Below are 15,575 nucleotides of genomic sequence, written 5' to 3'. Positions count from 1 at the left end.
GAAGATTATCAAGTATAAGGCTAATTTGCAATAAAAGGAGTGTTGGACGTGGCTGACATTAAATTTGAAATTACAGAGAAAATCGCTGTCCTTTCTGAATCGGCAAAAGGCTGGACAAAGGAATTGAACCTAATCAGCTGGAATGGTCGTGAACCAAAATTCGACATCAGAGAATGGGACCCGAACCATGAAAAAATGGGAAAAGGCGTTACTTTAAGCAAAGAGGAAATGGATCAGTTGAAACAAGCAATGAAACGTCTGGATTGATTTTAAATTTTTTTCCAATAGCTTTTCAGGAGTTATATTTAACTTTTGAGAGGCTTTTTTCTTTACATTTAAAATAAATAAGAAAGAAAAATAATCACCATATTTTCAGAAGTTTAAAGTGTGGTAAAATTATACATATACAATTAGGGGGGATTTTATGTACTACCCAAATAACATAGAAGAAAAATGTTATGAAGAGCAACATATTGAACGTGTTTTATTAGAAATAAAAGCTCATTTCCATGATTACTTTGATGCCTTTATTCAATCTGCTGGGGGAACAACATTATCAGAGCAACAAATCAATATGCTTGCTGAAAAGTTTGGAAGTGATGGGGTAGTAAAAACTCGTAAAAAAAATACTTCAAATGTACTAAAAAGCCTTATTGCAGAAGGAATTGAAAAATTTGAAAAAGACCGTAAATCGTATATTGATTTATTAGATGAAGAATGGCTCGAAGAATATGAAGATAATCCTGCCGGGTTTAAAGCAAAACTAAGAAGTGCTTGCCCTATCATCCGTGTCACATTAAACAGTAAGGCTAAGGAATTGGATAAGTACCGGTATGAGTTTGGTATTTCAAACCCGAATGAGTTGCTAGCGGTTTGTCAAAACTTATCTTCATTTGCAAATAGCTATGCTGAAGAGTGTGAAGAATTTGACTATGATTCTATCAAGACATTAAGTGAATTGGAGTTCGAGGAAATAGACACTGAGGATTATTCTGTATTTGGAGTTATAGGTGGAGGCATTAAGAGCCATTTCTTATTTAAATTACACCCCGCATTTTTTCCGTATCGTTCAAAGGAAGCAATTTGGGCGCTCTGGTATCTAACAAATAAAAAAACGTTTGAATGTGAAGAAGGTTCCCAGTTTCTCATGATTAACGTAGAAAAAAGTCTCACTAACCAAAACTATTTCTATCCATATGAATTATTTGGCTTTTATGCTTACCAAATTTATCTGTTATTAAAGAAAGAAGCGGATAAGAATAATGTTCATATCCCTGCTGAATATCGTTATGTGTTAGTAAATCAATTCTTTGCTTTTATAGCCAAGAAGCATGAAGACGATATCAAATTTATCTCGAGCAGTTCGGAGGATAAACTATACTCATGGATGTAAAAAATCTGTTTAAGCAATGCTTTCCAAAATTAGCTGAAAAATTTAGTTTAATTGAATTTCAAGAAAGTGTCATTCAACAAGTTCTTACTAAAGAAAATACACTTTGTATAATGCAAACTGGTGGTGGTAAGTCTTTAACATATTGGTTATCCGGCTTAGGTCTACAAGGTATTACTTTGGTGATTTCCCCTTTAACAGCGCTTATTGATGAACAAGCAATAAAGCTAGAGGAACATGGATATAAAGTGTTGACTTTACATGCTGGAATTGACGCTAGGAAACAATTGAAATTGTTAAAGGCTTTTTATAAGGGCGAACTGAACCCTGATTTTATTTTTGTAAGTCCTGAACGGATTTCTACGGATGGGTTATTCGAGTTTTGCATCAAGTCTAGGAAAGATGAATTAAAATTAATCGCTATTGATGAGATTCACTGTGTATCTCAATGGGGGCATAGTTTCCGCCCGTTTTATAAACATATTCCTACTTTTTTAAATAATGTTTATGGAGTTCAGTGGCCAACTGTTTTAGGGTTATCAGCTACTTTAAATAGAAAAGAAGTGGCGGATATTTGTGATTCATTCAAAATTAAACATGAATCAGTATTAAAAAGTGAGTTGCTTGTTCGAACTGAAATCGAATTAAAGACTTTTAAGTTTATTAAAGAGGATGAAAAGCTAGAAAAACTATGGAAATTACTCACGATTCATCAAAATGAGAAAACTCTCGTTTATATCTACCGAGTAAAAGGCAAGAACAGTACAGAAGAGCTTGCCAAGGCTGCGATTGAGAGAGGGATTAAAGCAACACACTTTCATGGAGATGTGTCCTCAAAAGACAAGCAGGATATAATTGAACGCTTTAAAAACAATAAGTTAGATGTTGTGTTTGCAACAAATGCTTTTGGAATGGGTATCGATATACCTGATATTCGTGTAGTCATCCATTTTATGATCCCAGAATCAGTTGCTCAATATTATCAAGAAGTAGGAAGAGCATCACGCGACAAACAAGCTTCCAATGCTTATTTGTTGTATTCAAATAAAAATATTGATGTAAAAAAATCACACTTTATTGATAAATCATTCCCTACAATGGATGAACTCAAAGAAGCATTTTCTAAGGTAACCTCCAACAAAATAGGCTATAAAACACTTTCATATTTTGATGACGAGGATATACAAAAATGTCTACCGTATTTTATAGACAATGGAGTTATTGAGATTGTAGCAAAAGGCATTACCAGCCTTGATGTTTTTTCAAACGTGAAGGATACGGAGTTAGCTAACCTCATCTCTTTGACAAAAACAAAAAATATGATTACAACGATGAAAAAAAGTAAAAAAACCGCCAAGGAGATTAGTGATATTGTTTTTAATGCAATTGTAACTAATCAGGTAATAGTCGATAAGAGCCTTGGGAAGTGCCTGGTTATAAAAAGCAACCTAGAAGAGCTAGATGAGCCTACGCTCCAGCGTCTTGAGGAATATGGAAAGGATAAAAAATCCTACAAGCACGCTCACTTGAATTATTTTGTACATATCCTTGAAAACTGTGATAATTCAAGGGAATTGCATCAAGAAATTGGCCGTCACTTAGGTGTTCCAAAGTTCCTTTTAAGCAAAATTTATGCCACGACAAAAGGCGATCTTGTGCGATCTAAATCAGAAGTGATCATAGCAAACCTGCTGCACCAACATGGAATCTTCTATGAGTATGAAAAGGAATTATACTATGGCGGAAACAAACGTCTCTCTCCTGATTTTACTCTCGCAGTAAATGGAAAAGAGTACTACTGGGAGCATTTGGGGATGATTGGTAAAGATGATTATGATACACGTTGGTTAGAGAAACAGTCAATCTACCAACAATATTTTCCTGATCAGCTCATAATTACGTATGAGAATCCTGCTTTGACAAAATCAGTTGAGTCGTTAATAAAAGGGCTTCTCTTATAGAGATATGAAAAATGGCACTTTTGAAATAGATAATTAGTAAAAAGGGAGTTAAAATCACTTATGGATATAGGCTATTTATTGCAAGGGCTATATGGTGATGGAGCAAGGTATATATTTGAAACAATTTGTGCGCAAATTATTATTCAAGAACATAACTCAATTATTAAATTTGAGAAAAGTGAACTTAGTGATTGTAAAAGAGAAATATTAAAATCTTCAAAAGAAGATATTTATTCATTACAACTGCCAGTTGGGGGTAACGTTTTTCATGTAAGTGTACGGAGGGGAGACGGTGGTTTAGATATCATTCATGAAATTGATGATAACTGGATCGTTTTATCAATGTAAATTTTTTATAAAGACTGATTTAATGGAAAACAAAACAGAAATTCAAAACTCCTTCAATAAAGGATTAGAAACAGCAAAGAAATTCAATAAGAATATTACAAAGTGGGTTTTGTGTGTTCCAAAGGATCTTGATAATGATGAGAGAATTGGATTCTGGGAAGAGTTTATAAAGAATAATAAGGATAGCATAAAAGAAATTGATATTCTTAAAAATGCTGATATATCTAATTTATTGATTAAGCATAAAGAATTGTATGAGTTTTTTGTTGTGAAGAAATTAATTAATAATATATATGGTGAGGATAGAAAAACTTTTGAAGAGGTTATAGATCTAATAAAAAATCTTAAAATAATGGAGTTTGTAAAGGAAGTTACTGGCGGCATTTCATCCGCCATATTTAGATGTAATGTTGAAGATAGATACAAGTTTAGAACTTTTGTAATTAATGAAATAAATAATATGTATAGAACCTTTGAAGACGAAACTGCTTCACAAAGTTACTTTGATTTAATTAATTCATTTGATGAACTCGATATAGCGATAAGTAGTAATTTTAATGATGAGAAGAAGTATAACATTTTTGATAACAAAAGGAGATTGGAGGAAATAGGAAATAAAATAGAACGGCGTTATCAAATTTTCCGAGAATATAAACACAAAATATAGTATTAATCATTTGGGACCTATTACGAAGGTATATTCAAATTGTTGGAATTTAAGAGAAAAGGATAATTCTCTTGGATCTTAGGACTTGCATTGGTTTTTAGAATTAAGATTAAGGATAATTAACTAGAAATTCAGCTGAAATGATATAATATTTAGAGATGAACTGCACACGGAGGCAAAATAATATGTTAGAGGTTCGTAAAGGCAAATCCTCAAAATCGTACGAAAATGAATTTTTCAGGAAAATATCGGTTGAGTTGTCACAAGTTTTTGAGCAAAGGCAATGGGATGGTATTTTACTAGGAATGCCGGAGTGCATTGTGCGAGAAGATTTGCAAATAGACTGCTTGTTGGTTACTGAAAGTCAAATTATTATTATTGATTTTAAAGATTATAGCGGGACACTAGAACTTCCATCTGAGGAAAATTTCGGATTTGGTAGATGGGTGATAAATGGTGATGTAACTGTTAAAGGAGGAAGCTCTCCGAATCCATTTAGTCAACTTGGCAAGCAGCGAATAAAGCTGATAGATGAACTTAAATATCGTTTGCACGATTTTGAACGTAAGTCTATATCAACTGTAGTGTGTTTTCACGATAACATAGAAGTCGTAGGTAGAATACCCCGCCAGTTCCAAGTCAGTTTTTCAATTGTTGATTCTAACAATTATCTTAACAAAATTGTCGACATCCTTGATGTCATGGCTGATAGGAATATGAATTATTTGTCGGATAAGGGGAGACAAACTTTTACAGAGACTTTGTTTGTTGCGAATGAATACCAGTTTTATATTCAATTTGAACCGGAGTTTCACGAACGGCGTGTTGAAGAACGAACTAAAAATATAAATTCCTTGCAAGAAATTCGGGAATTTCTAATATCTGATAGCAAAATTATGACCTTAACAGGTAATACGAGAAGTGGCAAAACAGCGCTAATTCCTGATATTCGGGAAATTGCTTTCGATTTAGGTTTTACAGATGCCCCAGTATTTGCTTACTCTAATCGATTGAGAAGGAAGATGCTGAGGAACAATCCAGAACTAGAAGAAGTCGATTCACTATTTAATACGGTATTTGATTTCAATAGTGATACAATAGATGAATTTTACAAAAAGACTATTCCAATAAAAGGACATGATGAAATCCATGATCAAGATAAAGCCTTGTATATTATCGATGATAGTCAGCTGATTACTAATTCGAATTTCGATTCAGATTTGCTGCAATTTGGTTCAGGGCATTTATTAGATGATGTCTTAAATTATATCGATTTGGAGTCCAATCCCGAGAGAAAGGTTATTTTCATTGGAGATAAAAATAAGCTGAGTTATGGGTCAAACACTGAAAATGCACTTAATCCAGAATACTTGAAAGCCCTTCTTGATATTAAAAATATCTTTTCAGAAATCGGGAAAACAGAGTTGCCAGATAATGACGGGGATTCTGAAATCATTAAAGTTTGTAATAAGATTTCAAAGAATATAGGGGAAGACCGATATAATGAGTTATTTATATACTCTAGTGAAGAGATTTCCGTTTGCGAAAGGGAAGACAAAACAAATGTATTGAGGGAAGCTTGGTTGAATCCAACCAGCAGTAGTATTCTTTTATTTTCCAATAAGCAAGCAAATCAAGTGAATATCTGGATAAAGAAGCAATTAATTAAAAATGGTGGAGAAATAGGGGCAAAGGATTACATTGTTTTTAATACTACGATTCAAGCTTATGGACCAAGATTGGTGGAAAATGATTTATCACCATTTGATAATAATGAACAACCTTTTTCTTTTGTTGAACCTAAAAGGGTGGACAACGGTTATTTTGGCGAAGTTATCACTGTTGATCATGATCATATAATCGAAAAAACTGTGGTCATTAAAGACGAAAAAGTAATATTGCGATTTATCCCTTGTCAAATAAAGCTTCAGGATGGAAGTATCATTGAAACTCTTGTATTCGATAATTACTTGAAAGCTACAAAGAATGAGCTGGAAACAAACGAGATTATTGCCTATCAAATCGTATTATCGAGTTATGAAAAGGAGGTTTTTGATAAAGAACCTTTTGAAAGAAGTGTGGAATACCAAGAAATGTTACAACATCCTGATCTATATATTATATCCAAAAAAGATGGGAAAGAAATTTATAGGGATTCCAAAGACAAACGGAAGTTGACTCGTTTTGAAAAGGCGTACAGAGATCGGGTACTGAAAAAATTAAAAGTGCCAACAAGCGAATATTTTAAGCTTTTAAATGCAGCGAGAGTAAAGTTTGGCTGGGCGATGACAGTAAATAAGGCAATGGCTTATTCTTTTGAAACGGTGTTTTTTAATACACAGCAAGATGAAAACCGAGGAAAAACGAATAAGGCATATTTCAAATGGATTTATACTGGGATATCGACCGGGTTAAATAATGTTCAACTGATCAATTGGAAACCAATCTCTCCTTTTTTGAAGACAGAATTTAGTGAGTCAACATCCATAACAGCTCCAAATAAAAGTAATATCATTTTATCGCTCTCTAATGGGGACCAAACTTCTACCGAACAGCTTCAAAACTATTTGGAAACCCAATTGTCAGGTGTGGCAACTATCTCAAATATAGCTCCAAGAAATTATTTAGAGATTGTCACTTTGGAGATGAATGACCGTAAAATTGAATTGTTCTTCGACTATAACGGCAGAGGAGAAATGAAGATACCAAGGTTAAAGTCAGGTGAACAGGAGGATTTTGGACATATTTTGCCTTTATTAAAACCAGTTTCAAAGGATGTTCCAAGTGGAGTAATGCACTCGTTTTTGCAAGAGTTTGTTGCTATCTTAGAAAATTATGATATTCAAATGAAGGTTTTGGACTTTCATGATTGGAATTTGATATTAAGTTTTTCCAATAAAGAGAATAACGTACGAATCCAACTTTGGTATACCGGTGATGGCATGATTTCTAAATTCTATTACATTGATGGAAGTAAGGAACTTTTCTCAGAAATTGTTGGATTGATAAAAGAAATCTATGTTCTTGACTAAAGGAAGTGAACAGAATGTACACAACCAAAAATTTTAAAGATGACTTGTACCGAATTTGTTCCAAGTACTTTGTGAAATTCAATTTGTTGCAAGATTACTCATATAATCGCATCGATCGTAATTATTTCGTGCAGCAATTAAAACTTAAAAAGGAGTATTCGGAAATAACTGAAATATTAACCGAATTAGATAAGTTGTTTGAGAAAATCGCTCGGAACGGTGGGAAACTGGACCCAGACCCAATTGAAGAAGCAAAGCAACTGAGGAAAACAGGGAAGCGAAAAGAGGCATACATTGCACTCCTTCCGTATCTTAAAGCAAATCAAGACGATGAGGATGCAGTAATCACTTTTGGCTGGATCATGTATGATTATTTGAAGACTTCTGAAGGGAACATTGACAATTATATACACAATTTAGTGATTCTTAACAATAATGCAGTTATTACTTTTGATAACAATCCTTTCAATAGTGTTACTACTAACGATTTCAAGAAAACGTTAGTAAATTCAATACTTTGGTCCATTCGACGGGTTGTGATGCAAGGAGAGCAGTTTGCTGATAAAGTTTTTCCACAGTTGTTGAGGTTTTGTGGGAATGAAGCGAAGTTTATTGAGAACAGAGGGTTTTATGTTAATAATGAAACTTCAGCTTCGCGTTCACTTATCAAAGAACTTCAAACCAAATTAAACAATACAAACTATCTTACATTTATGGACACTATTGGATTCGGTTGGTTTGACAAAGGAGATTATAAAAAGACTAATTTTACTAATGATAAAGGCGAGAATGTAGAAGTTAGGTCATTGACAGAAGATGTACTGAATTTTTATGCGAAAAAACTGTTATCATTGGATATTTCTATGGCAACGGAACAAAGGATTAATTCATTTATCGACGTGCTAAATACTCAAATACAAAGTAATCCTTCTTTTGAATGGCTCCCGTATTATAAAGCGAAATTATTGATGAAAGTGAACAGGAAAGATGAGGCTCTAGAAACAGTTACTGCGTTTGCAAGAATGAGAAGCAAGGATTTTTGGGTTTGGGATTTAATTAGCGAACTTGTAAATGATGAGGAAAAATTCAATTGCTTATGTGCAGGATTACTTTGTAAATCAAAACCGGATATGATCGTTGGATTGCAGGAAAAAATCATCCCTATTCTTGTGAGGAAAAAGATGTTTTCAAATGCAAAATATGAATTCAATGAATTAATTTCTACACGAATGAACAAATGGGGAAAAATTTCTCAGCAACTTGGAGAGTGGAAAAAAGAAACTTGGTATATTGAAGCGCAGTCGACTGAAAATAGAGATTCTTTAAAAGAATACGCGGACAACGCTGAAGAAATTCTTTATCGAACGCTTCCTTTTACCGATATTATTGTTACTAATATAAACAAAGATAAAGGTATAATTAATTTTGCATACATAGGAGATAGCTCTCTTTCAAAAGTAAAAGAAGGATATTTCTACATCGATTCCATTCAAGAGGATCATAAATGGGAAACCGATGAAGTTTTGAAAGTAAGGATGTTTGCAGATAAAAAAAGAACGAACTTATTTAAAATTTATAAAATTGCACCAGGGGATGAAACTTTTTTAGCTAATTTTATTCAAACTGGCATCGGTTATGTTGACAAAGAATACACGAACTCATTTGCGTTTGTTGATGATGTTTATATTTCTCCTAAATTAGTTGAGGAACACAAAATTCAAGATTATGATAAGGTGGGTTATATTAAGAAGAGAAGGTTCAACAGGAAGAGAAACACATGGGGCTGGACAGTTGAAAAAATAACTTCTGTAGAGAAGAATGAACAAACGGAATATTGGGATTAATTACAAGCATACTAATAGGGCAAAAAATACTGTTCGAGATGTATTCACAGACGTAGACACTTAAACATCATCTTGCCCTATGTGGAGTGTGTAAACAATTGTTACAGAATATTTTTTGAGATGCTAACATTTTGATAACGGCTTCCCCTTAAAAAACGGTAAATCACCGTTAAAGATGTTACAGCTAATCATCCAAAACGTTGATTTCCCGCAATTTATGCATATAATATAAACATATAATAAAATTACACTATAGCAAATTTTTATTACAGGTATTATATTCCCACTTGGCTTAAATGGTTGATAAAAAAATCTGCAGACCCTTCAAAGATAGAATCTGCAAATATTGTCGGTAACTATAGGTATTGCTCTAATAAAAAATTGTAGTATGGTCACCTTTTGGTAACATACCATAATTCATAAACAAAAATTAAAAATTACTAAACAATCTTAAGTTGCTCGAGAATCCCTAAAAATCAAGGATTCTCGACAACCTAAGTTATCAAAAGATACAGAGAAATAATACCTTCCTACTAACTTCAAAACTGCTTGAGACCTGTGTGCCAGGTTTGTTTGTTTAGTATTTATGTAATCCCTGAAAGGGAAGAGTTCACTAGGGGTTCTTAAATTAATTTATAAGTCGCAGCAAATTATAAAATTAACAGACAAATGCTTTCGAATTATTTTCTACAGTTGGAATGCCAGAACATATCCTTATGGAGTGTTCTGGCATTTTTGTATTATTGGACCATAGTTAATAGTAAAATCGGTGAGAAATTAGTTTCCAATGGATTAAAATGCACCGCCAAATTGATGAAACTTGATGCCAGTTAGGATCGAATCCTTATAATGATAAAAGATATCTCAATGTATTTCCAATTTATTGATATAAGATTTTCGATATATCTAAAATAATATTCTCTTGGAACAAGAATACCCATCATATATAACAAGTATAATGAGTATTAATGGATATTTGGACAATGGAAAGAGGTCTTGTAATGAAAGACAAATTAATACATATGAGGGACAAGCTCAATGACATTAGTCGGCGGAATCGTTCGATTCGATTATTGAAGCTTTATAATAAGTGGAGTTTTGATTTAACTGATCTGGATAACCTCTCAAGGTTATCTAAAGAAAAGGTAAGTGCAGCTATAGTTGAACAAATCATCAATCAAACCAAGAATGATGTCATCTTACTTAAGCCAACTATTAATAATGAACTTTCAATGAGTCTTTCAAGAAAACTCACTGATTTATATCGTAATATTAAGGGAATTGAAGAGGAAACAGGTATTCATGATTTTTATCTTGGTTTTCCGTTTTTGTCAGGCACATTGTCTGATGGCACGTTTTTTCAAGCTCCATTATTTTTATATCCGATAAGGCTTGAAAAGAACAATGTGAATGCTCAAAAATGGGTGATTAGAATAGATGAAGGTGGTCCTCAAATCAATCGGACGTTGTTCTTAGCATTTAAAAAGCTAAACAACCAAACATTTACAGAAGATTTTTTTGATCAAGCTGCGGAGCTAGCAACGAAGTATAACTATCAAGAGTGGCTCCAATTTTTAAAAAATCATGAAATGAATGTGTCATTTACACCTAAAGGCATTAGCAAACTGAAGGAATATAGAAAAGAAGAGGTTCCGGAAAAAGCAGGTTTAACTTTGTTGGAGAATGCGGTAATAGGGAATTTCCCACAAGGCGGGTCTTCGCTTGTTAAAGATTATGAGGAACTCATTGTCCGATCAGAAGAAAGTGATCTATCCTTAGCTGGGGAACTAATCGAACCGCAGGATAAAGATTTTGAGACTGATGGGGAACCGAGCGAAACAGAAAAAGCGAATAATAATACCCCTGACATTTTAAATCTATTACAAGCGGATGGGTCACAAGAAGAGATTATTAAAGAAGCTCGTTATAAAAAAGGGATTGTTGTTCATGGACCGCCCGGAACAGGCAAATCTCAAGTTATTGTCAATCTCATTACGGATGCGCTTCAGCAGGAGAAGAAAGTACTCGTTGTTTGTCAAAAGCGTGCGGCTTTGGATGTTGTTTACCAACGTCTGGATGGATTGGGCTTAAGTAATCATGTTGCACTTGTCCATGATGAAAAGAATGATCGCAAAAAGCTTTATGCAAAAGTGGGAGCGGTTCTAGAGCAAAATCAGGTGTCTTTTGAAAATGCGATGAATCAGTTATCTTCTACTTCCAAAAAGTTATCCTCACAAGAAGAGTTATTGAACAGTATTGCTTCTGCCTTGTACAGTTACCAAGATTTTGGATTACGGTTATATGATTTGTATGGATTAGCGAAGCCAATCGGGGAAACCACGCAAATTGTTGATCTTCATGAGGTACTGTCGTCTATAAATAAAGATTTGTTAGTGGATATCTCTGAAAAAGTATACACCTATGCGGAATGGTATGATCGTTTTGGCGAGGAGGATTTCCCACTTAAAGAGCGAAAAACATTCGCGAATTTTAATATGAAAGAAAAATTGGAAGCGATCGAGCTATTGAATGATGTGGTTGATAAAGCGAAACAAGCGGTCGAATACCTCAACTCCCTAGATCATGAAAAAATTACGCCAGCGTACACGTGGCTCATAGAAAATAAGTTAGAGAAGATTTATCCCGATTTAGAGGATGGCACGAAAAGAACCTTACAAGGTTTAAGACTTTGGTGGTGGACTTCAGTTTCTGGTAAAAACATCATTGAAGAATTGCTTGATGGGGAAAAATTTAAAGGAACAAGTTCGTCAGAATGGCTTAAGATCAAGAAATCTTTAGTAATTATGCATCAGTTGGGTAAAGTGACAAAAGAAATGGCAGAGGAAGTAGACAAGCTAAAAAAATATCTTCAGGATTCAAAAGTAAACAGTTTAAAAACGAGAATATCAGAAGGTGATATTCCGTTAACAGAATTAGATAAAATGGTCGAATACATCCATCGTGATTTTGAAGAACTGCAGTTAATGGATGTATACTGGAATCAATGTTCGGAGGTCGAGAAGAAAGTGCTTCTTCTCCTTCAACAGAAAACAGTGAAGAACGAATTAACGCTTTCTGATTACTGGGTGGACTTATTAAAAAACTCCGCCTACGTCCAATGGATTGACCAAACGGAAAGGAAACATCCACAGGTCCAGAAAATTTCAACTAATGAATTTTCAAGAATTAGAGAATCCTTTGCGGGTCTTATTGAGGAAAAAAGGAAGGTTGGGACACAGTTTTTACTGCATAGCCTTACCAAAAAAGTGGATACCGTTCAGACCACTCACTCAAGGAATATAAGAGAGCTGAAACATCAGGTTGGTAAGAAGCGGCAAGTTTGGCCGCTACGGAGATTAGTTAATGAATTTGCTGGCAATGGTCTTGTCGATATTATGCCAGTGTGGCTCGCTTCACCTGAGATTGTATCGTCTATTTTTCCATTACAAGAAGGATTGTTTGATTTAGTTATTTTTGATGAAGCTTCCCAGTGTACGGTGGAAAGCGGGATTCCGGCAGTTTACCGGGCTAAACAAGTAATTATTGCGGGTGATGAGAAACAATTGCCACCATCTAATCTGTTTCAGTCCTCGTTTGTTAATGACGATGATGAGGAGGAAGAATACGATACGGATGATTCCATTAGTTTGCTAAATTTAGCGAAAAGAAGGTTTTCTGAAAGGCTGCTTCAGTGGCACTATCGCTCTAAATATGAAGAGTTAATCAATTATTCCAATCATGCATTTTACAACGGGCATGTACAAATAGCACCCAATGTGATTCCATTTAAAAATCCACCAGCGATTAAATGGAAAAAAGTCGAAGGAAGATGGGTTAACCAGTCCAATGAAGTGGAAGCGATTGAAGTCGTCAATATTCTTAAAGATATATTAATCAATCAGCCTGGAAAAACCGTAGGGATTATCACTTTTAACTCCAAGCAGCAATCGAAAATTCAGGACCAGATTGATAAACTAGTGAGTGAAGATGAGGAATTTAGCTCCGTGTACAATCAAATTTTGACCAGGGATCTCGATGAACGCGTCTTCGTAAAAAATATTGAAAATGTGCAAGGGGATGAAAGGGATATTATCCTCTTCTCGATCGCTTATGCGAAAAACGAGGAAGGAAAGGTGTATAACCGCTTTGGGATGCTGAATCAAAAGGGTGGAGAAAACCGTCTGAACGTTGCGGTTACACGGGCTAAAGAAGGAATCACGGTGGTTTCAAGTATTGAGCCAGAAGAACTAAACGTGGCAAACACTTCTCAAATAGGTCCGAAATTACTAAGGGCCTATCTAAAATATGTAAGGGCTGTTTCAAACTCACAAGTGGAGCAGATCAATGCTGTTGTCCAAGAAGTCAATGAAAATGTAAATACTCATGTACAGGAAAAAGAATTACACTTCGACTCACCGTTTGAAGAGCAAGTGTATCATCAACTACGAAACCTCGGTTATGAGGTTACCACTCAGGTAGGGATGTCAGGTTACCGAATTGACATGGCCATTGTACACCCGCATGATTCTTCGCGATATATTTTGGGAATTGAGTGCGATGGAGCTATGTATCACAGCTCCGCAAATGCGAAGGAAAGAGACGTTTACCGTCAACGGTTCCTAGAAAGCAGAGGCTGGACCATCGAACGGATTTGGAGTCGAAATTGGTGGAAGAACTCTTCGGCGGAGATTGAGCGAATTGATCAGAAAGTGAAGGAATTGTTGAAGAAGGAGACTGTTAAAGAGAAAGTTAGCAATTAAATAATATATTTTTACGGAGTGCAAGGTAAGTGCCATTAATGTGGGATTACCTAGCACTCTCTTTTTTTGATGGGAAACTTTGGGGCCAATCCCCTATTTTTTGATAATAAAGCTAATTGCGGCTGGCAGATAAGTGCTAAGGGTTATTGGTCGTTCTACATTGTGTATTGGAGCAGAATCGATTTTTTGCGATGAACCTTTTGCAATAAACAAACACCTACAAATTATAGGTTTTTGTAGGTGTTTAAAGGTTTAGTAATTTAATTTTTTCTTCCAGTTTAGAGAGAATAGACTAGAAGAAATAGTAATAATAAAGAGTGCGATTACAATAATGAATACAATATAGTAAGAACCAGTTGAATCATAAAGATAACTGAATAATGTTGTACCGATTGCCACACCTAACGTAGAAGCTGACATAATTGTTGTATAAATTGATGCATAATCACGTCCACCAAATACCTCTCGAATTACTACTGGAGGAAGTAAGGTAGATCCAGAGAACCCAATACCAAATAGTAATGCACCAGCATAAAGAATACCAATTCCGAATGAATCAGATATTAGCAATGCAACTACACCAATCATTCCACCACCAATCCCAATGAATAGGGCTGCTCTAATACCGAATTTATCATTAATTGCTCCAAGTAAGAATTTACCACCTGTTTGTCCAATCGTTATACAAGTTACTCCTGTAGCTGCCATTGCAGCAGTAAATCCTACCGATTGTACAAAGTTTGGTACGTGGAAGCTAACTGTTGAAGCCAAACCAAATAATCCCGTAAATAACAGCACTAGATAAAATGCTGGTGATTTTATTGCTACACTTTTTAAGACACCCGTTTCAGGTGCTTTTTTTACATTAGTAACATTAGCATCCACTTCAGCAGCACCATAAGGAGTCATATTTAGTTGTTCTGGTTTTGAGCGAATAACAAAAATTGTGAATGGTAAAATTAATATTGCGACAATAACACCCAATGCGATGTAGGTTGAACGCCAACCAATAGATTCAATCAAGACACCTGTAATTTGAGCGAAGATTGCACCACCGATACCCATAAATGCCATCGCGATTCCTAAAGAAGTACCAACTTTTGCTTTAAACCAGTTGTTCATGATTAAGGGAATAGATCCGTAAATTAAGAATGTACTACCAATCCCTAACGCAATTCCCGAAATATAAAATGGGAAAACTGAATGATAAGTACCCATTAAACAAAATGCTAAAGCGTTAATAATTCCAGCAACAGTTAAAATATAACGTATATCATACTTGTTCAATATTTTCCCTGCAAAAGGTAATAAAATAGTGATTGTTAAATACATTAACGATGTATATAAACTAATTTCAGAAACACCAACTTTTAAGTCAACTGCTACGGCACGATATAAGATTGGCGCACAGCTAACGATAATACCTACACTAGCTGCGTAAATAGCGGCACTTGCTACCATTATCCACCAAGCATAATGTATTTTTCCTTGCCTTTTCATATGTTCACCTCATAAAAATAGAGAAGCACGAACTTCTGCTTCTCTATTTGTAATTTTTGATCAGTAAAAGAGA

The 15,575-nt window shown here is 34.7% G+C and carries 9 protein-coding genes; 8 read left to right on the top strand and 1 reads right to left on the bottom strand.

What is annotated here, in order from left to right:
• Positions 1-48 precede the first annotated feature (48 nt).
• From KW850_RS05950 to KW850_RS05915, 8 genes are all read left to right on the top strand, one after another.
• Positions 49-267 (top strand): YdbC family protein, encoded by a 219-nt coding sequence (locus tag KW850_RS05950; protein WP_218346663.1) that lies wholly within the window; start codon positions 49-51, stop codon positions 265-267.
• Positions 268-424: 157 nt separating this feature from the next.
• Positions 425-1,393 (top strand): hypothetical protein, encoded by a 969-nt coding sequence (locus KW850_RS05945; RefSeq protein WP_218346662.1) that lies wholly within the window; start codon positions 425-427, stop codon positions 1,391-1,393.
• The gene (locus KW850_RS05940) at positions 1,384-3,351 is read left to right on the top strand and encodes a RecQ family ATP-dependent DNA helicase (RefSeq protein ID WP_218346661.1); all 1,968 of its coding nucleotides are present in this window, start codon (positions 1,384-1,386) and stop codon (positions 3,349-3,351) included. Before KW850_RS05945 ends, KW850_RS05940 begins: the two co-directional genes overlap by 10 nt.
• A 60-nt stretch (positions 3,352-3,411) precedes the next feature.
• Positions 3,412-3,699: a hypothetical protein gene (locus tag KW850_RS05935; protein ID WP_218346660.1), complete on the top strand. Its 288-nt coding sequence runs from the start codon at positions 3,412-3,414 to the stop codon at positions 3,697-3,699.
• 22 nt (positions 3,700-3,721) lie between these two features.
• On the top strand, positions 3,722-4,366 hold the full coding sequence (locus KW850_RS05930) for a hypothetical protein (RefSeq protein ID WP_218346659.1): 645 nt from the start codon (positions 3,722-3,724) through the stop codon (positions 4,364-4,366).
• Between the two features lie 185 nt (positions 4,367-4,551).
• A complete protein-coding gene (locus KW850_RS05925; protein ID WP_218346658.1) occupies positions 4,552-7,398 on the top strand; it encodes a nuclease-related domain-containing protein in 2,847 nt (948 codons plus the stop codon).
• Between the two features lie 14 nt (positions 7,399-7,412).
• Entirely contained in the window at positions 7,413-9,242 is a 1,830-nt protein-coding gene (locus KW850_RS05920; protein WP_218346657.1) for a DUF7017 domain-containing protein, read from the top strand.
• Positions 9,243-10,243: 1,001 nt separating this feature from the next.
• Entirely contained in the window at positions 10,244-14,002 is a 3,759-nt protein-coding gene (locus tag KW850_RS05915; RefSeq protein ID WP_218346656.1) for an AAA domain-containing protein, read from the top strand.
• A 252-nt stretch (positions 14,003-14,254) separates the two neighbouring features.
• On the opposite strand, the gene KW850_RS05910 is transcribed toward KW850_RS05915, so the two are convergent.
• Positions 14,255-15,502, bottom strand: coding sequence for an MFS transporter (locus tag KW850_RS05910; RefSeq protein WP_218346655.1), 1,248 nt, complete (start codon positions 15,500-15,502; stop codon positions 14,255-14,257).
• Positions 15,503-15,575: the final 73 nt, after the last annotated feature.

It is taken from the genome of Bacillus sp. sid0103 (genome assembly GCF_019219025.1).
This window is presented reverse-complemented; position numbering and strand designations above follow the sequence as displayed.

What these genes read in the sequence shown, in the direction of transcription:
- KW850_RS05945 (WP_218346662.1), top strand. Translation starts at nt 425, where the DNA reads ATGTACTACCCAAATAACATAGAAGAAAAATGTTATGAAGAGCAACAT.
- KW850_RS05940 (WP_218346661.1), top strand. Translation starts at nt 1,384, where the DNA reads ATGGATGTAAAAAATCTGTTTAAGCAATGCTTTCCAAAATTAGCTGAA.
- KW850_RS05935 (WP_218346660.1), top strand. Translation starts at nt 3,412, where the DNA reads ATGGATATAGGCTATTTATTGCAAGGGCTATATGGTGATGGAGCAAGG.
- KW850_RS05930 (WP_218346659.1), top strand. Translation starts at nt 3,722, where the DNA reads ATGGAAAACAAAACAGAAATTCAAAACTCCTTCAATAAAGGATTAGAA.
- KW850_RS05925 (WP_218346658.1), top strand. Translation starts at nt 4,552, where the DNA reads ATGTTAGAGGTTCGTAAAGGCAAATCCTCAAAATCGTACGAAAATGAA.
- KW850_RS05920 (WP_218346657.1), top strand. Translation starts at nt 7,413, where the DNA reads ATGTACACAACCAAAAATTTTAAAGATGACTTGTACCGAATTTGTTCC.
- KW850_RS05915 (WP_218346656.1), top strand. Translation starts at nt 10,244, where the DNA reads ATGAAAGACAAATTAATACATATGAGGGACAAGCTCAATGACATTAGT.
- KW850_RS05910 (WP_218346655.1), bottom strand. Translation starts at nt 15,502, where the DNA reads ATGAAAAGGCAAGGAAAAATACATTATGCTTGGTGGATAATGGTAGCA.